This is a genomic window from Pseudoalteromonas sp. 2CM36K (genome assembly GCF_023161865.1).
Lineage (GTDB): Bacteria > Pseudomonadota > Gammaproteobacteria > Enterobacterales > Alteromonadaceae > Pseudoalteromonas > Pseudoalteromonas tetraodonis.
The window spans coordinates 1-22,333 of record NZ_JALNTK010000003.1; the positions used below are offsets into that span (position 1 = coordinate 1).

The 22,333-nt window shown below is 40.0% G+C and carries 14 protein-coding genes, 1 other RNA gene and 4 pseudogenes; 12 read left to right on the plus strand and 7 right to left on the minus strand.

All coding sequences use genetic code 11. The annotated features are described in order from the left end of the window. Positions 1-307: 307 nt before the first annotated feature. Positions 308-1,432 (plus strand): annotated as a pseudogene (gene tnpC, locus MTN97_RS02085) (IS66 family transposase); the annotation flags it as partial. On the opposite strand, the pseudogene MTN97_RS02090 reads toward tnpC, so the two are convergent. The 3 genes and pseudogenes from MTN97_RS02090 to MTN97_RS02100 form a co-directional block, all read right to left on the minus strand. After that, positions 1,425-2,175, minus strand: a pseudogene (locus MTN97_RS02090) (IS4 family transposase); the annotation flags it as partial. The pseudogenes tnpC and MTN97_RS02090 overlap by 8 nt on opposite strands. Positions 2,176-2,316: 141 nt before the next feature. Then, positions 2,317-4,950 carry a TonB-dependent receptor gene (locus MTN97_RS02095; protein WP_248473567.1) on the minus strand — a complete coding sequence of 878 codons (2,634 nt, stop codon included), beginning with the start codon at positions 4,948-4,950 and terminating at the stop codon, positions 2,317-2,319. Between the two features lie 397 nt (positions 4,951-5,347). After that, positions 5,348-7,696, minus strand: a complete 2,349-nt coding sequence (locus MTN97_RS02100; RefSeq protein ID WP_248473568.1) for a DNA polymerase II — start codon at positions 7,694-7,696, stop codon at positions 5,348-5,350. 60 nt (positions 7,697-7,756) lie between these two features. Between MTN97_RS02100 and dinG the strand changes: the two genes are divergently transcribed. Genes dinG through MTN97_RS02130 form a run of 6 tightly spaced genes read left to right on the plus strand, consistent with a single transcriptional unit; the run spans position 7,757 to position 12,573 of the window. Beyond that, positions 7,757-9,832 (plus strand): ATP-dependent DNA helicase DinG, encoded by a 2,076-nt coding sequence (gene dinG / locus MTN97_RS02105; protein WP_138627063.1) that lies wholly within the window; start codon positions 7,757-7,759, stop codon positions 9,830-9,832. Beyond that, the gene (locus MTN97_RS02110; RefSeq protein WP_036982008.1) at positions 9,832-10,608 is read left to right on the plus strand and encodes a TSUP family transporter; all 777 of its coding nucleotides are present in this window, start codon (positions 9,832-9,834) and stop codon (positions 10,606-10,608) included. Before dinG ends, MTN97_RS02110 begins: the two co-directional genes overlap by 1 nt. A 1-nt stretch (position 10,609) precedes the next feature. Then, positions 10,610-11,218 carry a primosomal replication protein gene (locus MTN97_RS02115; protein WP_248473569.1) on the plus strand — a complete coding sequence of 203 codons (609 nt, stop codon included), beginning with the start codon at positions 10,610-10,612 and terminating at the stop codon, positions 11,216-11,218. Further along, positions 11,218-12,105 carry a histone deacetylase gene (locus tag MTN97_RS02120; protein ID WP_248473570.1) on the plus strand — a complete coding sequence of 296 codons (888 nt, stop codon included), beginning with the start codon at positions 11,218-11,220 and terminating at the stop codon, positions 12,103-12,105. Before MTN97_RS02115 ends, MTN97_RS02120 begins: the two co-directional genes overlap by 1 nt. Before the next feature lie 50 nt (positions 12,106-12,155). Then, positions 12,156-12,428 carry a late competence development ComFB family protein gene (locus tag MTN97_RS02125; protein ID WP_013465384.1) on the plus strand — a complete coding sequence of 91 codons (273 nt, stop codon included), beginning with the start codon at positions 12,156-12,158 and terminating at the stop codon, positions 12,426-12,428. Continuing rightward, positions 12,421-12,573, plus strand: a complete 153-nt coding sequence (locus MTN97_RS02130) for a YbaM family protein (RefSeq protein WP_081762898.1) — start codon at positions 12,421-12,423, stop codon at positions 12,571-12,573. Before MTN97_RS02125 ends, MTN97_RS02130 begins: the two co-directional genes overlap by 8 nt. Before the next feature lie 2 nt (positions 12,574-12,575). On the opposite strand, the pseudogene MTN97_RS17995 reads toward MTN97_RS02130, so the two are convergent. Both MTN97_RS17995 and MTN97_RS02145 read right to left on the minus strand, forming a co-directional pair. Then, positions 12,576-13,009 (minus strand): annotated as a pseudogene (locus MTN97_RS17995) (sel1 repeat family protein). A 243-nt stretch (positions 13,010-13,252) separates the two neighbouring features. Continuing rightward, complete coding sequence (locus tag MTN97_RS02145) at positions 13,253-15,409, minus strand: exonuclease domain-containing protein (RefSeq protein ID WP_248473573.1); 2,157 nt, start codon at positions 15,407-15,409, stop codon at positions 13,253-13,255. Positions 15,410-15,604: 195 nt separating this feature from the next. Here MTN97_RS02145 and MTN97_RS02150 point away from each other — a divergent pair, with 195 nt between their 5' ends. The 5 genes from MTN97_RS02150 to MTN97_RS02165 all read left to right on the plus strand — a co-directional run bounded on the left by MTN97_RS02150 (position 15,605) and on the right by MTN97_RS02165 (position 19,315). Continuing rightward, the gene (locus tag MTN97_RS02150; RefSeq protein WP_248473574.1) at positions 15,605-17,029 is read left to right on the plus strand and encodes a sugar porter family MFS transporter; all 1,425 of its coding nucleotides are present in this window, start codon (positions 15,605-15,607) and stop codon (positions 17,027-17,029) included. Positions 17,030-17,231: 202 nt separating this feature from the next. Further along, positions 17,232-18,086 (plus strand): OmpP1/FadL family transporter, encoded by an 855-nt coding sequence (locus MTN97_RS17840; RefSeq protein WP_282447286.1) that lies wholly within the window; start codon positions 17,232-17,234, stop codon positions 18,084-18,086. Beyond that, positions 18,065-18,493: a hypothetical protein gene (locus tag MTN97_RS17845; RefSeq protein WP_312842957.1), complete on the plus strand. Its 429-nt coding sequence runs from the start codon at positions 18,065-18,067 to the stop codon at positions 18,491-18,493. Before MTN97_RS17840 ends, MTN97_RS17845 begins: the two co-directional genes overlap by 22 nt. Before the next feature lie 3 nt (positions 18,494-18,496). Beyond that, complete coding sequence (locus MTN97_RS02160) at positions 18,497-18,910, plus strand: YeeE/YedE family protein (protein WP_036981994.1); 414 nt, start codon at positions 18,497-18,499, stop codon at positions 18,908-18,910. Between the two features lie 3 nt (positions 18,911-18,913). Further along, positions 18,914-19,315, plus strand: coding sequence for a DUF6691 family protein (locus MTN97_RS02165; RefSeq protein WP_036981992.1), 402 nt, complete (start codon positions 18,914-18,916; stop codon positions 19,313-19,315). A 74-nt stretch (positions 19,316-19,389) separates the two neighbouring features. Here MTN97_RS02165 and MTN97_RS02170 read toward each other — a convergent pair. After that, a pseudogene (locus MTN97_RS02170) lies at positions 19,390-22,000 on the minus strand (response regulator). A gap of 133 nt (positions 22,001-22,133) precedes the next feature. Next, positions 22,134-22,230, minus strand: an RNA gene (ffs, locus tag MTN97_RS02180) — signal recognition particle sRNA small type. Between the last annotated feature and the right edge of the window lie 103 nt (positions 22,231-22,333).

A 22,333-nucleotide genomic window follows, 5' to 3' on the forward strand; every position in this document is an offset into this window, starting at 1 on the left:
CTATGATAATTTAAACGAGTCAGGTAAAGTGGCCTGACTTAAACAAACTGGTCTCCGATGAACTCGGGGCGATTCACGGCGCTACTCCTAACAGAGTTAACACCACAGCTTAGCTGGCAATTGTTTGCCGGCTAAGTAACTATTCGCTGAGCCTTTATAACTCATATTCGTAATCATAGAAAAACTTTAAGGGCGCATTTGGTATGACTACTCTAGCGCCTTTAGTATGAATCTTTATTGTTTTATATGATACTTTATTGTATGGGGTGAAACTTTATAATTCACCCACAAAAGCAGCAGTGAAGCGTTAGAATTTGTGCCAGCGCATATCAAAGTAATCAAAACCATTAGTCCTAAATATGCGTGCCGTCACTGTGAGCGTGAAGGCATTGATTGTGTGGTTAAATCGGCCCCTATGCCCGCAGTGCCCATTCCAAAAAGTATCGCAACGGCCAGTTTGCTGAGTCAACTAATCACCTGTAAATACCAGTTTGGCTTACCGCTTTATCGCCAAGAAACACTGTTAGGCGATATTGGTATTGAGTTGAGCAGACAAACCATGTCAAGCTGGATGCTACGCTGCGCAGAGCTGTTGTCTCCTGTGTATCAACGCTTAAAAGAAGCGTTGTTATCGCAGGCGGTTATTCATGCTGATGAAACCCCGTTAAACGCCATTAACGCAGATAACGTAACCAGCTATATGTGGTTATATTGTTGTGGCGATGATAAGCCGAGGGAAGGCACGAATATTGTCCTGTTTAATTGTCATAATAGTCGTGCGGGCCAATGTGCCGTTGATTTCCTAAATGGTTACCAAGGCTACATTCACGTTGACGGCTATAAAGCTTACGAGCAAACTCAGGCAACGCTGGTTGCATGCCTTGCTCATATACGTCGTTACTTCATCGAAGCGAAAGGGAATAATAAGAAAACGGGTAAAGCGGATGTGGCACTCAATCTTATTGGCAAGCTCTACGGTATTGAGCAAGCCATTAAAGATAAACCAACCACAGAGAAGTACACTGTTAGACAACAAAAAGCCAAACCCATTGTTGACAAGTTATATCAATGGTTGCTCAAGCACAAAGATAAAATCCCACCCAAAATGGCGCTAGGTAAAGCCATTAACTACGTGATAAATCAATTTGAAAAATTCCGACGTTACTTAGAGGATGGCAGGCTTAAAATTGATAACAATCGCGCAGCGCAAGCTATAAAACCGTTCGTGATAGGGCGAAAAAACTGGCTGCTCTCAAATACCAGCAAGGGTGCACATGCCAGTGCGATACTTTATAGCCTTGTTGAAACCGCAAAGGCCAATGACCTTATAGTGCATGATTATATTTCTACTTGTTTACAGCATCTTATTGAGCAGCCTGATAATCTTGAATCGCTGTTACCTTGGAACATTAAACAAGCTGAGTGTCGTTAGCTAGACGCTTACGAACGACTTCGTACTGGGTTCCTTTCCTCATGGAATGGAGCCAATGGCGATTTTTTTCTGCATGATGCCAGCGATTCAGTAAGCCCAGAGAATAAAAACCTCTGTCAAATAACGTGAGTGAATTATCGGGTGTTGCTTCGATTAAGTCTTCTGCAAGTACCATCTCACTTGAGCGGCAGCTATCAAAGGCACTCCCCATTAACAGGTGACTCGTTAACTCCATAAGACATACCATACGAACTTGAGGAAAAGCCGTATCACCGTGCTGGTTTTTCCGAGCTGAAAATGCTTGATGGTTTTCTTGGGTATCAGGTGTGCGCCAAATGACACCATCAACGCCTAAGAGAGATAACCCGCACCATGTGGGATGATTAGCCTCCTTATTCCACATTTTTTGGCTTTGTTCAAAGACTTCTTTCACTCCATCAGCGCCACGGCGTTGTTTTGCTTGTACCACAGCGCTTGGCGCAACTAACGCTTTTTTACCGGGCAATGCTAAACCTAATTTACTGACAATACTCCACAGTGGGTCTTCGCGATAAAGTGACATGCAAATGACTGTCCACACAGCCATTTCGACAGGCAATCTTCTGCGTCTTATCGTTGCAACACCTGCAGTTTCTGCACATTGCTTAATAAATTCAGGACAAAGGAAATCACTGAGCTGTCCTAGTCCTTCGGAGTTTGGGGGCATACCCATTGGCAAGAGAAAGTGCGGTAGTGAGTTGCAAAAAAAAGGCTCCTGAATCAATTCAGAAGCCTTTATATACTAACTAGAAGAACGGTCAATGGATCATTAAATATTTCTTAACTGATCGGCATTAAGCGTATAAGCTAGCTCTAATTATAACTAAATTAAATTAAAATTTAATTTAGAACGTTTGTTCTACTTTTAAGAAAATTGTTCTGCCAAGCACATCATATAGTGCTGTAGAAGCATCACGGTAGTCGTAGAAACCGTCGTACCATTTAGGTGCTTCACGGTCGAAAATGTTATTCACACCAAATGTTACTTTACCATTCCAATCGTGCGTATAAGATACTTGAGCATTATGCTTGAAGTAGCTCGCAACTGGCGCTAAAGAAGGACTGTTAAATTCTTCAGCACCTGATTCTTGTTTACCAATGTAGTAAGTAGACCAAGCAGCACCAAAATTGTCATATTTCCAATCAAGCGTCATATTTGCACGCCACTCTGGGTAATCTTGAAGACCAGAGTAATCGAAAGGATCAGCTCCTACTTCTGTGGTTTCTACAAACTCTTCAACGTAACTTGCTTCACCACGTAATGAGAAATCACCAATGCTAGTTTCATGCATGTAGTTCGCTTTAAAGTCAAAACCAGACGTCTCTAAAGAAGCCATGTTTTGGTCAAAGCTATACATTACATCAATTTTACCTTCTGCATCACGCACAACAGCTGGATTAGAGCCATTTTCAATTTCATCTGAAAGTAAGCGATCTGTACTGATTGCAGCAATACGGTTATCAATTTTTACTTTGTAGTATGAAACTTCCATTGAAAGTGTATCTGTCACATTCCAAACTGTACCAACAGTTAGAGACTCACCTTCTTCTGGCTCTAAATCTGGGTTACCACCAAACCACGTTTTGTGTTGTGTACCACTTGGCGCACAGTAAACAGTATCGCTTGCAGCGTTACCTTGGTTATCACACCAAAGTGTATCGTAGTTAGTTTCGAAGCTTAAAGATTGGCTAGAGAACATCTCACCCATGTTTGGAGCACGGAAAGACTCACCCCAGCTAGCACGCACTAAGAAGTCATCAGTGATACGCCAAGCAGCACCAAGTTGACTAGTTACGTTATCGAATTCACCCGCAACAACAGATGCACCTACGTCACCTTCTTGCTCATATTTATCGTAACGAACCGCAGCATTTAAATCTAAACCGAATGGGAAAGCAGCTTGTAGCTCTAAGTAGCTAGAAGTACGGTCACGTGTTGCAAATACATCATCACCACCTGAACCACCTGACACATTACCTGAAGCAGATAATGGATCTGAATACTGAGTGAAGTCAATTGTTTCAAACTCTGCACCTACTACACCAGCTAAAGTAAATGATTCATTATCAACAAGTGTTGTAGAGACTAAACCGTCAAATTGAGTGCTTTCGAACTCTGCTTTATAAGTACCCATGTGAGCTGCACCAGCATACATATCAGCCATTTGTGCATCCCAAGTTTCGAAATCCATACCTGTAGTATTGAAGATATCGTATTCACCTGTATCGATTAGAGACTGTACAAGTGGATCATTAATTAAATTACGATTAAATGATTCAGTTGTAGAACGGCTACGCTGCGCATTGATTTCCCAGTCAAATCCGTTACCAATATCAGTATAACCTACTAAGCCACCAACAAAATCAATGTTAGCAATTTCAACACGAGTATCACGGTTACCCAAGTTAGCTGAACGCATGCTTAGTGAAATATCTTCACCATATGGGTTCATAGGGTTATCAGCATACATAGTCGGTTTTGTAGTTGATACAGGTGTACCAGCATAACGAGCATCAGTCTTAGACATTGAAGCACTTGCACGGCCACGGAAATATAAGTCGTCTGTTAACTCATACTTAAAGTTTGAAAGGATTGAGTCTTGTTCTGCGTCAGCGAAAAGCTTAGTCACAGCGCCATAACTATATAAACAACGGCCGTCGCTACTTGGTACTGTATTATCTGCAACATCACATAAGTCTGCTGAGTACCAGTTTTTAGAGTCTTTACCTTGACCATTTGGAACAGAGCTGTAAGACGAAAATGCACCGTATAATTCAGAATCTAATTCCCAGATATCACGGTCATAAACTGCATCTGCTTTGTAGTGTTCGTAAGTTAATGTGATATTACCTTTATCAGATGCATAACCACCAGTTACAGAGAAACGATTAGTATCACCACCTTCAACTGAAGGTAACTCGGTGTCATATGTGAAGTTTAAACCATTAAAATCTTTTTTAGTGATGATGTTAATTACACCAGCAACCGCATCAGAACCATATACCGCAGATGCACCTTCACGAAGAATTTCAATACGTTCAACGATTGCCATTGGAATTCGTGATGTATCAGCTGCAGCACCAGAAGAAGAACTAGTACCTGGCATACGACGGCCGTCTAATAATACAAGTGTATAGTTTGCACCAAGGCCACGCATATTAACATTTGAAGTTGCGGCGGCACCTGAACCATAACCTGACATACCACGCCAAGAACCGAAACTGTTTACAGACGAGTTATTTAACACATCTGCAACTGTCGCTTCACCAGATAACTGGATATCAGCTGCAGTAATAACTGTCACTGGTGAGGCAGTTTCCATATCAACTTGCTTGATACGTGAACCTGTTACTTCGATACGTTCAACTTTTTCTGCGCCTTCTTCTGCAGCAAATGAACTTGCTGAGAAAGCAGCAGTAGAAGCTGCACCAAAAGCGATCGCTAAGCGAACTGCTTTTGAAACTTTATTATTTAACATTTGATTCTCCCTAGAATACTATTTGTTTTTTTATTTTTGACCACTTTTGTTAACTAAATTGTGATCATGCTCCAGATGATAATACTATGAATACAAGTCAGTCAACATTAAATTAACTTTAAAAATACTTTAAGTGACTTCTCGTTATCATTTTTACGTTTTTTTGTTTCGTTTTTTAAGCTCTTTTTCGAACCTAATTTATAAAAAACCCAGCCACAAAAAAACAAACCACTGATTTAAAGGGGAATTATTTACTTTAGTTAGATTTTTATTTTGTAGTGCTTTTGAATAAATATGTAACCAAGATCACAAATGTTAACTTTTACAATTTTTATGCAAAGTAGAAACTTAATATCGAAAAACAACCTATAAAATGCCTATTTACCTCATGACTAAGTTAAAATAATGTAGCTTGGGTAGACTCGGTTGGTGTGTTTAATGCGCTTAATATCATTTGCGCAACAGGGTCGAGCTGCCTTTGGATGTACAGTGGGTAGTTCAGAATGTTTTTACCGGTATAAAGCTCAGCGCCGGTTACTGCGTATACATATTCAATCACCTGCCCGCGTTTTATTTCAAACTCAGGATGATTCGCTTTGTATTTTTTAACAGCTTGAACATGAGGAGGAATACTTTTGATGTAATCGTTAAGGTGCTGCCCTAACCGCTTTCTATATACTAATTTACGGTCGAACTCACCATTATAAAGTTTTTGCGTGTAGCTGTTTATTATATTGTGCAGTTGCTGTATTTCGAAGTTATCGGTAAATAAAGTCTCGAATAACTGTGTTTGAAACTCTTGTGCAAACTCAGTCCAATCACTGCGAACTGTTTCCATACCTTTAAAGACCAACTTTTTTTCATTGTTTTTTGTTACTTGACCAACATAACGTTTTTTAGAACCTGTTTTTTTACCTCGTATAGTTGGCATAAAAAATGGACTGTAATGGGTTTCAAATTCAATTTCTAAATAGCTTTTTAAACCATAACGCTGCTTTAAATCTACTTGCCACTTTTCGTTGATATGTCGAACAAGTTGGCAGCCAATTTCGTTGCATTGCTCAGGACTGGTATCTTCACTAAGTTTTACAAACGTAGAGTCGGTATCACCATATATCACCTCAAAGCCTTGCGCTTCTATCCATTTACGGGTTGTTTGCATTATCTCATGGCCACGCAAAGTAATGGAACTCGATAAACGCGGATCGTAAAACCGACAACCCTTAGAGCCGAGTACGCCATATAAGCTATTCATAATAATTTTAATCGCTTGCGAGAGCATGGGTTGATTAGTGTCTTTTGCTTCTTGGCGAGTTTGTGTCAGGTGCTCAATTAATTTTGGCAGGTGGTGCTGCGTTCTTGAGAATAACGCCTGATTAAATCCTTCAACCGCATGCTCTGGTGCATTTAACCCTGCGATTAAACCTAGCGGGTCAATACAAAACGTACGCATAATTGAAGGGTATAAGCTTTTAAAATCAAGTACCAAAACGTTTTTATACAGCCCTGGAGTCGACTCCATCACATAGCCACCGGGGCTTTCAAATGAGAGCCCATGATCGCCTAAATTGGGGGCAACATAACCACTGCGGTGTAATAACGGTAAGTATAAGTTTGTAAATGCGGCAACCGAGCCACCCATGCGTTCCAGTTCGAGCCCTGTTATTTGGGTTCTGACTATGGCAAATTCAAATAACTTTAATTTTTCGAAAATTTGATTAACCAAAATACAATCTTGGCGGTTATAAGCAGCAAGAGCGAGCTTGTCTTCATTAAATTGGCGTACAATTTCAGATAATCGGTTATCGGTTTTTATTAATTTAGATTCGTTAAGCACACGCTCTGCAACATTAGCTAACGAAAAGCTGTCAAATCGGTAAGTCGCATTTTTTAATGTATCAATGCCATCTATTACGCAACGCCCTGGGAGCGTTAATCGGGTGTAATGACCCTTATTAATATATAAAGGTTGATTATCTCGGCCAAAGTTTAGAGTAAGCCCTAACGCCTCTGCGCGTTCTTGCAATAAACTAAAATCAAAATCAATGACATTCCAACCAATAATAACATCGGGGTCATTATTTATAATGTACTGCTGCAGCTTGGTAAGTAGGTTAATTTCGTCATAGCACCAGTCTATTTCAAATGTCGAGTCGCTCTGCAGCTGCGGCTCACCTATCATCAATACGCAATCTAGACCATTTCCCACCAGTGCAACACTAAATAACACCCCGTCGCCATTGCATTCTATATCCAAAGAAACAGACTTAAGCGTTGGCGTATAATCGGTGTTTGCTTTTAACTTTGCGTCACTAATTTCAATAAAGCCGTTTTGAGCTTTGGCGTTACCCGCTACCCACACACCTCCTTTAATAAAGCGCTCCATTAAAAAGCGGTCGCTGTGGCGTACATCGGCCTCATAAATTGGCATTGCTTGTTCTAGTAGAGTTCGCGCAGTATATAAACTATGTATGTCGTTGAAGTAACAAGCCACACACTCGCTGCCACTAAAATGGCACAACTCAACCTTATTAAATTGCGCTTTTATATTTGCCTGTGCGAGTAAAGTATTTGCAGTATGTTGCGCTGACAATGGGATGAAAAACACTGCCTGCTGGTTTTCAATAATAACTTTAAGTGGGCCCTGATCAGAGCTTAGCCAATAGCACAAAGTAATACCTTGTGCATTTTTAGCCGCGTATTGTTGCCTTGATAAAATAAAGCCCTGATAGATTGCTTGTGTCAATGTTCGATCCCACTTAATATATACACTGTAATTATATACATATTTTAGGTTAATCATCACATGCTATCGAGCTCACTTAAAAAAACAATTAGACAAGTACACCAGCATGTTGCAAATAACCTAACCGATTACCGCCCTCGCAGTAGTCAAAACTATTTAGTTGCTGAAATCGCCAAAACATTAGCCGGTGAATACCATAAAAAACAACGTATTTGTGTTATTGAAGCAGGCACAGGCACCGGAAAGTCATTAGCTTACTGCCTAGGCGCTCTACCACTGGCATTAGCACAAAAAAAGAAATTGGTTATTTCCACAGCTACTGTGGCTTTGCAAGAGCAATTAATCGCTAAAGAGCTGCCGTTTTTTAAAAAGCACTCAGGGCTCGATTTTAAATTTGATTTAGTAAAAGGCCGCCAACGTTATATTTGTGCACACAAACTTCATAATGCGCTAAACAGCGATAGCCAAACTCAAATGGAGTTTATGCCTACCCTTACATCGCCATTAAGTGATATGGAAACTCAATGCTTAAAGCAACTTTACGATGCCTATATCAATAAAAAATGGCAAGGCGATAGAGACAGCTGGGCCGATACCATTCCTGATAGGGTATGGGGGCTCATTGCTTGCGATAAGCATGCTTGCCAACGCCAGATGAAAGCACACCAAACATGCCCGTTTCAACTGGCTCGCCAGCAGTTAATGCAAATGGATGTATTGGTTATAAACCATTCGTTACTGTTAGCCGATTTAGACTTAGGGGGCGGAAAAATTTTACCCGAGCCCGACAACACCATTTATGTAATCGATGAAGCGCATCACCTTGCGCATATTACCCGGGATTTTTCATCTGCTGCGGCTACAATAAAAGGCACGATAGATTGGCTCGACAAACTCACTAAATTTAGTGGCAAAATGGCCAAAGTGTTAGTGGGTCAAAAAGGTATTGGGCAAAACTTTAAGTTATGCGATAGCGTTAACGATGCTAACAAAGATTTAAAAGTGGTGCGCGATATACTCGACAACGCTGATTTTGAATATTCAAAAGACGATACCTATCGCTTTGAACATGGTGAAATACCTAAATCGTTACACGCTAAGGCAAAAGACATTAGTGAGGCTACGCTTGATGCTTTACGGTGTTTAAATAAAATGCACGACACCCTCACCCAAGATGTAAGCGACGGTGATATTAAACCTTATATTGCCGACCCCATTCTGGCTGAAAGTGGGCAATACATAAACCGATTAGAGCAACTTAATAAATTATGGTTTAGTTACGCCACTAAAGGTGAAGGCACACCGCATGCGCGTTGGATAAAACGACTTGAATATAAAAGCCATCATGATCACTTGCTTAGCGACTGCCCCATTGAGGTCGGTTACTATTTAAAAGATAAGCTGTGGAGCGAATGTGCTGGAGCCGTGTTATGTTCAGCCACCTTGAGCGCACTCGGTTCATTTGATCATTTTGCCTATGAAAGCGGCCTTGCCAAAGAGGAAGGGGTAAAATTCATTAAAGTCCCCTCTCCGTTTGACTACCCAAAACAAGCCACTTTACGCATTCCGGCCTCAAGTATAGAGCCAACAGATAAAGAATTTAGCGATCATATTGCTAAAACATTACCCGATTATCTAAACACAAAAAAAGCCAACTTAGTGTTATTTGCCTCTTACTGGCAAATGGACCATGTAAGTAAGTTTCTTAGAACAAAAGGTTTTAACTTATTAGTACAAGGTGAAATGTCACGAGAAACTTTACTCAAATTACATACTAAAAATATTGATGAAGGCAAAGGCAGTATTTTATTTGGCACCCAAAGCCTTTCTGAAGGGCTTGATTTACCTGGGAAGTATTTAGAAAACCTGATTATTACCAAAATTCCGTTTGCGGTGCCCACCTCGCCAATAGAAGAAGCACAAGCAGAGTTTGTGCAAAGTAAAGGCGGTAATCCGTTTTTATCGATAACCGTGCCAGACGCAGCAAAGAAATTGGTACAAAGCTGTGGTAGACTGCTGCGCAAAGAAAGTGATGCAGGCACAATAACTATTTTAGATAGACGCCTAGTCACCAAACGATATGGCAAAGCCATGCTTGACACCTTACCACCTTTTAAAAGACAAATAGATTACTGATGTTTGAACTTGCACTCGACCCAACAACTTGGGCTATTTTATGTGGCGTTGCACTTTTAGCGGGCTTTATTGATGCTATTGCTGGCGGCGGTGGATTACTTACTGTACCAGCACTGTTAACGGCGGGATTGCCTCCTCACTTGACGCTCGGCACTAATAAATTGGCCGCCAGTTTTGGCTCGTTAACCGCCAGTATTACCTATTATAAAAAACAGTTATTTAACCCACGATTTTGGTTTGCTTCTATTATAGCTACCGCCATAGGTGCTTTGTTAGGCACACTTATTGTTGATCATTTAAGCATTGAGTTTTTAAATAAACTCTTACCCATTATTATTATTTTAGTGGCTTGCTACAGCTTGTTTGGTAATTTAAGTACCACACAAAGTGATGATCTGCCTAAATTAACCCGCACAATAAAAGTAAAACAGTGGCTACAAGGATTAAGCCTAGGTTTTTTTGATGGTTTAGCTGGTCCTGGAACGGGAACTTTTTGGACTGCCTCAAACGGTATGCTTTATAAAATGAGTTTGCTACTTAATTGTGGTTTGGCGCGTTCAATGAATTTTGTTTCTAACTTTATCTCGCTGATCACCTTTGTTGCACTTGGCCATGTTAACTTTTTACTGGGAATTACAATGGGCTTCTTTATCATGCTTGGTGCATGGTTTGGCGCACATTCAGCTATTCGTTTTGGCAGTAAATTTATTCGCCCAGTATTTAATACTATGGTTATACTTTTAGCGTTAAAACTAATTTACGAGGCATACTTTTAACATGCAATCTGCTGCTTTAGACAAACTACGCCAACAAGTTGCTACGCTTAAGCAACAGGCAGAGCAATTTGATAAAGCAAAATTATTTGCTAAAAACCGGTATATGCAGGCACAGCCGAGCTTATTTGACAGAGGCGTATTTAGTACCAAAAGCATGAACTTAGCCGACTATGTAGTAGAAATAGAAGATGAAATAGCCAGCCTACCACCGAGCGAACACCGTCATGCCTACACCTATGCACTTGAGCGCATTGCCAGCCAGGTACAAGCGGTCTTTAATGTAATTAAATCGACCCCTATTTGGGTGAAAGAAAACAAAAGTCATTATAAGCCTCGTGCCAAACAGCCTATTTACAAACAAGCAGTGCAAAAAATCATGCAATCATCCCATGAGTTATATGATGAACTTAAACAAAACCATGAGTTTGAACGCCGCCTGGTATTAATGATTGAAGAGCGTAAATTGCAAATGGAAAAAGCATCACCAGCGCAAGCGCAAAAGCTTAATCAAGAAATTTTAACCACTCATGCTCGACTCGGCCGTTGTAGAAAAGCAATTTCTGCCACCGAAGACAAAATTCAACAAGTAGAAAAACAACAGCTACGCTAATGCAGCTTTTTTATCACCCTCTGTACTCGCAATTAGAGTTACCTGAGCGCCATCGCTTTCCAATTAAAAAGTATCAGCAGCTTAAGCATGAAATAGAGCGTTTAGGCTACACACAATTTATATCACCTTCGCCAGCAACAACAGCGCAATTGAAATTGTGTCATAGCTCAGAGTACATCGCAGATTTTTTAAATGGCTCGTTAACTGACAAAGCGGTTAAGAAAATGGGGTTTCCGCACTCACCTGAACTAGTCGAGCGAACCCTTTATTCTGTTGGTGCCAGTATTCAAGCAGCTGAGAATGCACTTAAAAGTGGTTTAGCGGCTAATTTAAGTGGCGGGTACCACCATGCTTATAGCAATTACGGCAGTGGCTTTTGTATTTTTAATGATTTAGCCATTGCGGCAGCGCATCTTATTGCAACGGAGCAAGCCGACACCGTATTAATATTTGATTGTGACGTACACCAAGGTGACGGTACCGCGCAAATAACCCAACAGCACGAGCAGATAATTAGCTGCTCAATTCACTGTGAACAAAACTTTCCTCGGCAAAAACAGCACTCAACCTATGACTTTGGCTTACCTGCAAACACCACAGATGCAGAGTATTTAACAACACTAGAGCAAGCTCTTGAGTTATGTGTTCGCCTCCACCAGCCCGATATTATCTTATATAATGCGGGCGCCGATATTTATACCAAAGACGAACTCGGCTTATTTGATGTTTCTTTGGCTGGCGTATACGCGCGTGACTTTGCCGTTCTTAACTTATGTAAGCAGCGAAACATCCCGCTTATGTGTGCTTTAGGTGGTGGTTATCAGCGTAACATTAATGATTTAGTCAGTGTCCATAAACAACTATTTAAAGCGGCTCTCGATTTATAACAGTCCTTGGTATAGACTCATTAAAGACAATAACAAAAAGTGACTGGAATATGCGATTAGATGACGACATACACAATTTTTACGAAAAACTCGTTTTAGAAGAAATAGAAAAACGTAAACTTAATGAACGTTACAACGACGATGTAATGGCTGACTTTTGCTGTACCGTACTCAATCAATTACCCCCACGTTATATTCGATACGATGTAGATATGGCATTTTATTTAACTCAAACAGATCGTTTAGATATGCAGCAACGCGTTGAACTTGCTATTAATTTTGCGATTGATCAGATTGCTAAAAAGAAAGATATTAATGAGTAACCCGCTAGAAGACGCCCCTACACACATAAAACTTGCTGTGGATTTAATTATGATATTAGAGCAACACGACGTAGAGCCCGAAGAAGTATTAAAAGCGCTCGATATCGTAAAAAGTGACTTTGAGAAAAAGCTAGTTAGTAACTAGCTTTACTCTATTGTTTGTATTTCATGAACGGTGACAACACCATCGTGTTTATTACAATCAATTTTAATTTCGCCGAATGTTCGTCTCGGTGATGTTGACCTACGGCAGGTCATGTTTTGAGCTTTAACACTAAACTGCTCAATATAAACGGCCACAATTGCATCTATTTGTTGCTTCTCGTGTGTTGTCGCAGCAGTATAAAAAGTATCATATTGTTGTGACCAATTTTCAACGCCTGCTTGTGCAGCAACACCCAACCACCCCATACTAAGCTTAGTTATTGCTCTAAATATTGCCCTTTTCTGTATGCCTTAACACCATTATATTCTTTTTTCTTCATGGTATTATCGCTGTAAAGACTTATTGGTGACGAATTACAGCCAGTTATTAAAGCCATCAATATCAGCAAAGTGGCACTCAATTGTCGATGATTCATTATTATCCTTAATTTATTATTGTTTTTGCCCAGAAACATACACCACTTTTAAAACACCCGCCCTAAAATATGTTAGCATAAATTTAACATTATCATGGGATTGTAAAGCTTACAGCGATTATTTTATTAGCGCAGTTTTAATCACCCATTTAAAAATAGATAAACCTAATTTTTAATACCCTGTGTTTATACCCAAGCTACTTTACTACTTTAAGTACAATACATTTAACTGGCTCAAATTTATCACTGGCTGTCTGTTTGTTGAACTAGTAGCAATAACTGCGCGGCCGCTTTGGCATCGTCTAATGCACGGTGATGATTGGTTAAATCTAAATTAAAGTGTGCCGATAAATTACCGAGTGAGTATGACTTTAATCCCTTAAATGCTTTGCGTGATTCAACGACTGTACACAGTTTTGGCATTTTAAAATTAATTCCCACCCTCTCAAGCTCTTTTTTAATAAAGCCATAATCAAAATTAACATTATGCGCCACAAAAATACTGCCTGAGAGCTGATTCAGTAACGGCTCTGCAATATCGCTAAATATGGGCGCATTGCTTACCATGGCATCGTTAATACCGGTTAGTTTGGTAATAAAACGAGGGATGGGCCGCTCTGGGTTTATCAGCGTAGTCCATGTATCAATGATGTTGCCTTGCTGTATTTTAACAATACCAATTTCGGTAATGCGGTTACCGCCTTTGAGGCCTCCTGTAGTTTCAATATCTACCACACTATAAATACGGTTAGGGTCTACATACCAGTTTACCGCTGCAATATTGACTTTAAAACCACTGTTTTTTAAATTTTCAATACTCACTAGTTGGTTTCTTTTAAGCTTGTCTCCGGGCGCTTTTACCTCTTCAAAATGAACGCTATTGTTATCAACAATCATTAAATCGGGATAACCATCTTTTAGCTGTCGGTAGTTTTTTGCCATATTTTTTAAATGCTGAAGTAAAGCCGTTATTGGGCTATTTAATATAAGCATCTCTACTGGCTTTAATACATCTTTGTGCCACCTAAATAAGCCATTTGGTTGCTCATAATACTTCGCGGCATGGTCACACACTAAACGCAGCAATTTCTGGGCACTACTACACGCAGCTAGCCGCGCTTCTATTTGTGAGGATTGATTTATATAAAATGTGTCTGTTTTTAACGCTTGCGGGAAAATATCAAATTCGTTACAAGGTGGTGTTGGGGTTTCAATAAAGAGCTCTTGCCAAAAAACCAGCGCAAATAAGCTTTGCCACAACGTATTTTCAGTATAAAAAACGTGTTTGCCTTGACGAGTGTAGTGCTCACTTACACCTAACTCAACATCGCCACGGTAAAGCTCATCAACTTCTATAATACAGCGTGTACTGGCTAACATTTCACTAAGCCGTGAGCGTGTTTGCTTGTTAAATTTTCGCATTAAAAAGTCATCCGCAAAGTACAATAACTCATCGGTGAGCGGATTTTCTATAATTTTCTCAAGTTGCGCCTTTACCCATTCTTTATTGCCTAAACGGTATTGCTCTCTTATTTGAATTTCTAGTGCGTGCGCATCGTCTTCGCAGGCATTAAGTACATCAAACGCTAATACAGGGTTAGTTGTTTTTAGTTGCTTATAAAGTATGACCAATAACTTATTCTTTAGCTCTCGAGCTATAACTCCTACTGCTAATTCATTTATTAACTGTTTTGCTAGCGTCTCATTTTCATTGTCATCTTTCGCGTTTTTAACAGCTAACCGAAAACGGTTTAACACATAGTTAGATTGCGCTTCCTCAATTGAGTCAAAGCGAGACAAACTTTCATTATGCCCTTGCCTAACAGGAGTTACCCCTAAATCTCTTAGTACAAACCGGTTTTGATGATTAACATCACCGGCACTGAGCCTGCCAAGATACAAAAATTCAAAATACTCGTAATACTCTTCTCTATTATTGATCACGTACTGATTATACAAATGCGAAAGACGCTCTGGCTTAGATTCAAAAAATGAAATAGCGACTTCAACTAAACAACTTTTAGCCGCACTTTTTTTAAATAATGGTGGCAGCTCTTGTTGAGCTAACAACTCAATTAAGGCCGGCTTTGTTAAATGACTAAGCAGTTGCTTAGCGTCTGCTTGTGAGGGTTCACAGACTAACCCAGCTGTTTTTAAATTAAAAAGTGCCTGATAAGGCGAAATAATCTCTTCATAGTTTAATGACTGAGCTTGCACTAAATAAGGTTTACGAGAATAGATACGTGCTAGCATGCATTGGCTTTGCTCGTCGAGTGTGTTTATTTTATTAATAAATGTAATGTGCTTTTGCTCAAGTAAATGCATACATTTATCACTCACAAAGCCTATTAGCTCTTTAAAATGTGCCAAATAATATTTTGCTGGTAACTCTTTTCTCATAAAAACCGCCTGCACTGTATATAAAAACAGTATCTAGCATCTCATTATTTTTATCAACCCAATAAAAATTTTTTATGCATACGTATTACTATTGAAATATCTTTTTTAGCGTGATTACTCTGTGCTAAGGTTGCCCGCAAATTATTAGTGGTACTTTAACTTCATTACACATAATAAAAATTAGGATTGAACAACATGACAACACAGCATGCAGCTAAAGGTGAGCAAAGCGCACAGACAAAGTGCTCACTTTTATACGTTATTTTTATATCGGCTGTTGCCGCCATTGGTGGCTTTTTATTTGGTTTTGATTCAGGCGTTATAAATGGCACCGTATCGGCATTAGGTAATACATTTAACTCAAGCAGTGTAGCAACAGGGTTTAATGTTGCCTCTGTTTTACTTGGTTGTGCGCTGGGTGCTTTAGCTGCTGGCCCATTAGCTGACAAATTTGGCCGTCGCGCTATTATGATTGTCACTGCACTTATATTTGCTATCAGTGCATTTGGCTCTGGCATTGCTGATAGCTCAGCTGAGTTTATTTTTTACCGCTTATTTGGTGGATTAGGTATAGGTGCGGCATCTGTTTTAGCGCCGGCTTATATTGCAGAAGTAGCACCTGCCAGCTTACGCGGCCGTTTAGCAACACTGCAGCAGCTTGCTATTGTGCTGGGTCTGTTTGCTGCCTTTTTAAGTAACTACCTAATTGCTAATGCCGCAGGCGGTGCCGAGGGTATTTTACTGTTAGACTTAGCTGCATGGCGCTGGATGTTTTGGGCTGAACTGGTTCCTGCAGGCTTATTTTTAATTGGGGTCTTGTTTATCCCTGAGTCACCGCGCTACTTAGTTGCACAAGGCAAGCTTAAACACGCTAAAACTGTATTTAATAAAATTTCAGACGATGATGCTGATGCGCAAATCAATGACGTAAAGCAGTCTCTGCAAAGCGATAAAAAACCAAGTATTCGCGATTTATTTATCGATGGCAGTAAAAAGGTACACCCTATTGTTTGGGTGGGTGTGGCCTTGTCAGTGTTTCAACAATTTGTTGGTATTAACGTGGTATTTTATTACGGTTCAGAGCTTTGGCAAGCCGCTGGTTTTGACGAATCACAATCACTGTTTATAAACGTGCTTGCGGGTACCACTAATATTTTATCGACCTTTATTGCCATTGCTTTAGTTGATAAAGTGGGACGTAAGCCACTATTATTGGTAGGTAGTATAGGTATGTTTATTAGTTTAAGTGCACTTACCTACACCTTTGGCAGTGCAGGCCTTGATGAAGCGGGCAAGTTAGCACTTAGCGAAAATATGGGTACCTTTGCTTTAATAATGGCTAACCTGTTTGTGGTATTTTTTGGTTTAAGCTGGGGCCCAATTGTGTGGGTACTGCTTGGCGAAATGTTTAATAACCGCATCCGTGGTGCAGCGCTTGCAGTTGCTGCCAGTGCGCAGTGGATAGCTAACTTTGCTATTACTATGACCTTCCCGATTATGCTAGGTAGTATTGGTTTAGCAGGCGCCTATGGCTTTTACACTCTCTCGGCGTTTATTAGTGTGTTCTTTGTGGTTAAATACATTAAAGAGACACGCGGTATGAAATTAGAGTCAATGTAAATTACTTGGCTGGAGTAAAATAGCGCTTAAAAATGCTATTTTACTCCAACGTATTTATCTCTCCTTTGTAAGCCCTTTTATTTGCTTGTTCCTCATCCACAAACAATATGCTTTTTAGTATATATAATCTTTTAAAGTTCTTTTTTAGAATATAAAAAGTTAGCTATTGTTCGCCAACTTTCTCTACTTAGTCTCAATTTAAATGAAAAAACAGTTACTCTCGGGCCTTATTTTCACCTCTGCGTTAAGCACATTTAATGTATTTGCAACGAATGGCTATTTTACTCATGGCTACGGTATGACTCACAAAGGCATGGCAGGTGCTGGTGTAGCGTTATCAGAAGAGTTAATGTCGGGTGCAAATAACCCGGCTACTTTTTCAGCTAATGGCACGCAAATGTCGGTAGGCATAGAATTATTTGCTCCTGAGCGTAACTACACCGCTGCAAAGGTCGATGAATACTTTACCAATGCACTGTATTTGGACGCAACAACCAAAAAAAGTGATAACAGCTTATTTGCAATTCCCGAATTTGCTATTGGCCATCAATTAAATGAGCGCATTAATATTGGCCTATTAGTTTACGGTAACGGCGGAATGAACACAGAATATGTGGCTGCTTCTGCCCCTCAAGGCACATTTTATGGCGGCACCACTGGTGTTGACTTAAAACGGTTATTTGTCAGTCCAACCATGAGCTATCAATTAAATGAACAAATACGCCTAGGTGTTTCTGCTATTTATGTAGTGCAACAATTTGAAGCACAAGGTTTGGCAAATTTTGCCGCCTTTTCGCAAAAGCCAGAGGCGCTGTCTAATAATGGCGTTGATACCAGCACAGGCATTGGAATGCAACTTGGGATCAGCCACATTATTAATTCGTCATTTAGCTGGGGCGCCAGTTACCGTTCATCAGTGTCTCTGGATGAATTTGACCGTTACAGCGGCCTCTGTTTGCAGAGCAAGGCGGGTTTGATTTACCAAGCTCTATTCAGATCGGTACCGCCTGGCAGTTTTTACCATCGCACCAAGTGGTGTTTGATTGGCAAAAAATAAATTACAGTGAAGTAAAAAGTATCGCCAACCCTATTACTAATTTAATGTCAGCGCCACTAGGGGCTGAAGCCGGAGCAGGCTTTGGTTGGCACGATATGAGTATTTATAAACTGGGTTATCAATGGCAACGCACTGAGCAACAAAAAATTAGGTTTGGTGCTTCTTATACTGAGCAACCCATTCCATCATCTGACATTTTATTTAATATTTTAGCGCCCGGTGTGCAAGAATGGCATTTTACAGCAGGCATTAGTCATGCGCTTAGTGACGCGGTGCAATTTAACGCAATGGCTTTTTATTCACCCTCTAAAAATGTAACAGGTGCAAACTATTTAGCGCCTAATCAACAACTATCAATTTCAATGGAACAATCAGGATTGGGTTTATCCCTTGCTTGGAGGATTTAAACGATGACAACCGAATTCACACCACTATCTGGGGCTATTGGCGGTGGTTTAATTGGTCTAGCCTGCGCGTTATTACTGGTTTTATTTGGTAAAGTAGCGGGAATTTCAGGGCTTATAAAATCAATTTTTAATCCACTGGCAGCAGCTTCTCGTTGGAAACTGTGTTTTGTGATGGGGTTATTACTAGCAGGTGTATTTATACAATTATTTGCCCCTGAGCTGTTAGTAGGCGAATTAAACTTATCGCCTTGGATGATTATTATTGCAGGGCTTTTGGTCGGTGCGGGGACCACGTTAGCGAATGGCTGCACGAGTGGTCACGGCGTATGTGGTATGTCTCGCTTTTCGGCCCGTTCATGGGTATCAACCTGTACGTTTATGGCAATCGCCATTATCACCGCTAATTTAGTAGGGTAAATCATGCACGCAATTATTACGCTTATTTTAGGGTTTGTATTTGGTTTGGGACTAATTATTAGTGGCATGACCAACCCAGATAAAGTGCTTAACTTTCTCACTTTTAATCAACAATGGGACGGTAGCTTAATTATTGTTATGGCTGTTGCAATGACCATTATGATGGGCGCATGGTTTTGGCTCACTAAAAAAGGCACGCCGGTGTTTAACGACAAACTAAGCCTTAGCGATTTAAAAAAGGTCGATACGCGGTTAATTACTGGCTCTATTTTATTTGGTTTAGGTTGGGGCTTAAGCGGCGTGTGCCCGGGCCCCGGGCTTGTACAACTGGTATCACTTAAAACAGAGTTTTGGTTATTTTTTGCTTCCGTACTTGGCGGTATGTGGCTGACCAAAAAAATATAATATGAGTCGCCGAGCACGCCTCGGCCACTTAGCATACTAACCGTGATCTATGTTGTGTGCTCTTCAACTGCTGCTCAACTGAGTAAATTACCAATCACTGTATATAAATCATCGCTATTAATGGGTTTGGCTATAAAGTCATCCATACCAACAATTAAACAGCGCTGCTTATCTTCTTCATAAGCATTTGCAGTGATCGCCACTATAGGTACTCGTAAGCCGCTTTTAATTTCATTGGTTCTAATCGCGCGAGTGTATTCATAGCCATCCATATTGGGCATTTGGCAATCCATTAAAATCAAATCAAACGACTGATTCTTCAAGACTTCAAGCGCCTTTAAGCCATCTTCAGCCATTGTTAAACTCGCTTTAGTAGGCTCAAGCATTTTTGCAATCACCTGTCGGTTAATCGCATTATCCTCTACCAACAGTATACGTTTATCCAAAAGACTGGGCTGCGAGGCTGTTTTTTTAGGTAACTTTGAGGGAGCCTCTGCTGATTCTGGCGCACTAATACTAAAGGTGAACGTACTACCTTTACCCTCTTCGCTGTGTAAATGAATTTCACCGTCCATCATCTTTATCAGCTTTTGAGAAATAGCCAGCCCCAACCCTGTTCCGCCATACTTGCGAGCAACGCCAACATCAGCTTGAGTAAACTCACTAAATAATAATGATTGCTGTGCCTTTGCAATACCAATACCGCTATCTTCAACGCTAACCTGAAGTTTATTACCGTTATAATCGAACGATAATCGCACAAAGCCTTGCTCTGTAAATTTATACGCATTAGAGAGTAAATTAATAATCACCTGATTTAAGCGTAATTCATCAACACTAATGTACAGTGGTAAATTTGTGGTTTGAATTATGCTAAATTCCACCTCTTTAGTACTAACAATCGGCGTAAATAAAGAGCGTATATTTTCGATAAATGGAGCTAGCTGCGTGGGTCTACTATTTAGCTCCATGGCATTTGCTTCAATTTTAGAAAAATCTAAAATATCGTTAAGAATATTAAGCAAGTTTTTTGAGCTTTTTTGCTGCGTGAGCAACAACTCTTTTTGTTCATTACTTAAAGACTGATCTCGAAGCAAAACCTCTCCCATACCTAATATGCCATTCATAGGTGTGCGAAGTTCGTGACTCATATTAGCTAAAAATTGTGACTTAGCGATATTTGCTTCATTAGCGAGTTTAACTGCTTGTGTTAGCTCAGTTGTTTGTTCTGCTACTTTATCTTCTAATTGCTGATTAAATTGGCTAAGTTGTTTATTAAGGTCTTCATTTTTTACATTAGAGGCTTGCAAACTTTTGATTGAATGCTGAAATGCATTACTCAACATTTCAAATTGTTGCTGTAATTGCAGTATTTCGTACCAACTAGAGTCTGTATTAAATACGTGTTTTTTAGTTTTACTAAAGCTGTTAATTAAATGAGTTAACTCTATGATGGGTTTAACCAGCAAATGGGTAAATTTATAGATAAATAATACCACCAGTGCAATAGAAAATAGCCCCAGCAACATAGTGGGCAACCAAGAATCCACTACCACCAAGCTTAAATATTTACGATTGTAGAGCGATATAACCTGCCACCCTGTAGTGTCGTAAACATACTGATTTGTATGGTACACCTCGTTATCGTTTGAGCGAAAAAGCTGATTACCACTAAAACGTTGGATACTAAGATCCTGCTGCTTAAAATCAGTCAGCACCGTAAACTGACTTAACGAGCTAAATACTATTTTTTTATCGGCATCAAGAACAAGTAAATCCCCTTTATACTCAAATAAATTGGGAATAAACCGCTCTAACTGATCTAGCTTGAGCGAAATAAGGACGATCATTAACATAACGCTGACTCTGGCTTAAACCACTGAGCAATTCACTGGGTATACTTTTCTCAACATAACCTTCGGAGCTCGCATACAGACTAGTTGCAAAACCAGGGCATAAAGCCATTAGCCGCTCAAGCTGCTGTATTGGTGCTCCGGCACTCATTGCATCACTGGTTATTACCATTGCATTTTATGAAACAACAAATAGTCACTAAGCTGGGCACTGATCGAGCGTGATTTTTCTTTAAGTTGCGTATTTACTTCGTATTCTAAGCGCGAGTAATGCTGATTAACCAAAAAGACACTGGTGATCAAAACCACCAAAACAATAATGATACTGACAACATAACTTAATATACGGGCCAGAGGCTGCCCTTGATAAGCCCGGCTTGCGTGGGTAACAAACACACTCACTAAGTCGACCAAAGCTAACGCTATCATGGCATTGATAAAGTATTTTGAGGCAGCCACAACAAGCGTGAGCCAAGGAAGGCCTATAACAAAGTGACCCAAAACCCACACCAGTGGTAAGCCGACTAAAAACCAAAATACTGCACCTAAAGGAAGTATTGGCTTAGAACGCTTTAAGCAAAAGGTATAAAGCCAAAACAGCTCAAGCACATAAGCAACACTGGCCCAGCTATGCCCCCAGCGATAAAATAAAAAACCAGTGACAATAGCTAAACTAAGGAGGGAATAACGAAGCCCAGCAAACACTAAACTGAGTATTACAAACGTCTGACCAAATAAAAATTCAGAGCTATCAAAAAAATACAGAGGTAAAAAGGTTAGCGCATCCCCCTAAAAGCCCTAATAATATAGCAATCGCCCACTTATTGCTCACTCATTAGCTATTGTCTATAAAGGTAAAAATTTAGCTAAGTAGGTATGATCTAGAATTAGTGTACGAATAATATAAATAAGAAATATTAAAAAATGGAATTTTAATACACCCAAATGAGGAATTTGGGTGGCAGTCTTACCAGCCACATCTCGGCACACACGTCACAAACTGTGGCTGCTCCCTTCCGGGCCTGACCAGGTTCGCCTGCTAGTGTTGCGAGAGGACCAATAAGACTACCATTGAGGGCCTTGGTTGGCGCGATTGAGATTATCGCTACTTTTATTCTATTATTCAAGGGATAATCAAAAAAGAAAGTGCGATTGCATACTTAAC

What these genes read in the sequence shown, in the direction of transcription:
- MTN97_RS17840 (WP_282447286.1), top strand. Translation starts at nt 17,232, where the DNA reads ATGAAAAAACAGTTACTCTCGGGCCTTATTTTCACCTCTGCGTTAAGC.
- MTN97_RS02110 (WP_036982008.1), top strand. Translation starts at nt 9,832, where the DNA reads ATGTTTGAACTTGCACTCGACCCAACAACTTGGGCTATTTTATGTGGC.
- dinG (WP_138627063.1), top strand. Translation starts at nt 7,757, where the DNA reads ATGCTATCGAGCTCACTTAAAAAAACAATTAGACAAGTACACCAGCAT.
- MTN97_RS02120 (WP_248473570.1), top strand. Translation starts at nt 11,218, where the DNA reads ATGCAGCTTTTTTATCACCCTCTGTACTCGCAATTAGAGTTACCTGAG.
- MTN97_RS02115 (WP_248473569.1), top strand. Translation starts at nt 10,610, where the DNA reads ATGCAATCTGCTGCTTTAGACAAACTACGCCAACAAGTTGCTACGCTT.
- MTN97_RS02160 (WP_036981994.1), top strand. Translation starts at nt 18,497, where the DNA reads ATGACAACCGAATTCACACCACTATCTGGGGCTATTGGCGGTGGTTTA.
- MTN97_RS02165 (WP_036981992.1), top strand. Translation starts at nt 18,914, where the DNA reads ATGCACGCAATTATTACGCTTATTTTAGGGTTTGTATTTGGTTTGGGA.
- MTN97_RS02150 (WP_248473574.1), top strand. Translation starts at nt 15,605, where the DNA reads ATGACAACACAGCATGCAGCTAAAGGTGAGCAAAGCGCACAGACAAAG.
- MTN97_RS02145 (WP_248473573.1), bottom strand. Translation starts at nt 15,409, where the DNA reads ATGAGAAAAGAGTTACCAGCAAAATATTATTTGGCACATTTTAAAGAG.
- MTN97_RS02095 (WP_248473567.1), bottom strand. Translation starts at nt 4,950, where the DNA reads ATGTTAAATAATAAAGTTTCAAAAGCAGTTCGCTTAGCGATCGCTTTT.
- MTN97_RS02130 (WP_081762898.1), top strand. Translation starts at nt 12,421, where the DNA reads ATGAGTAACCCGCTAGAAGACGCCCCTACACACATAAAACTTGCTGTG.
- MTN97_RS02125 (WP_013465384.1), top strand. Translation starts at nt 12,156, where the DNA reads ATGCGATTAGATGACGACATACACAATTTTTACGAAAAACTCGTTTTA.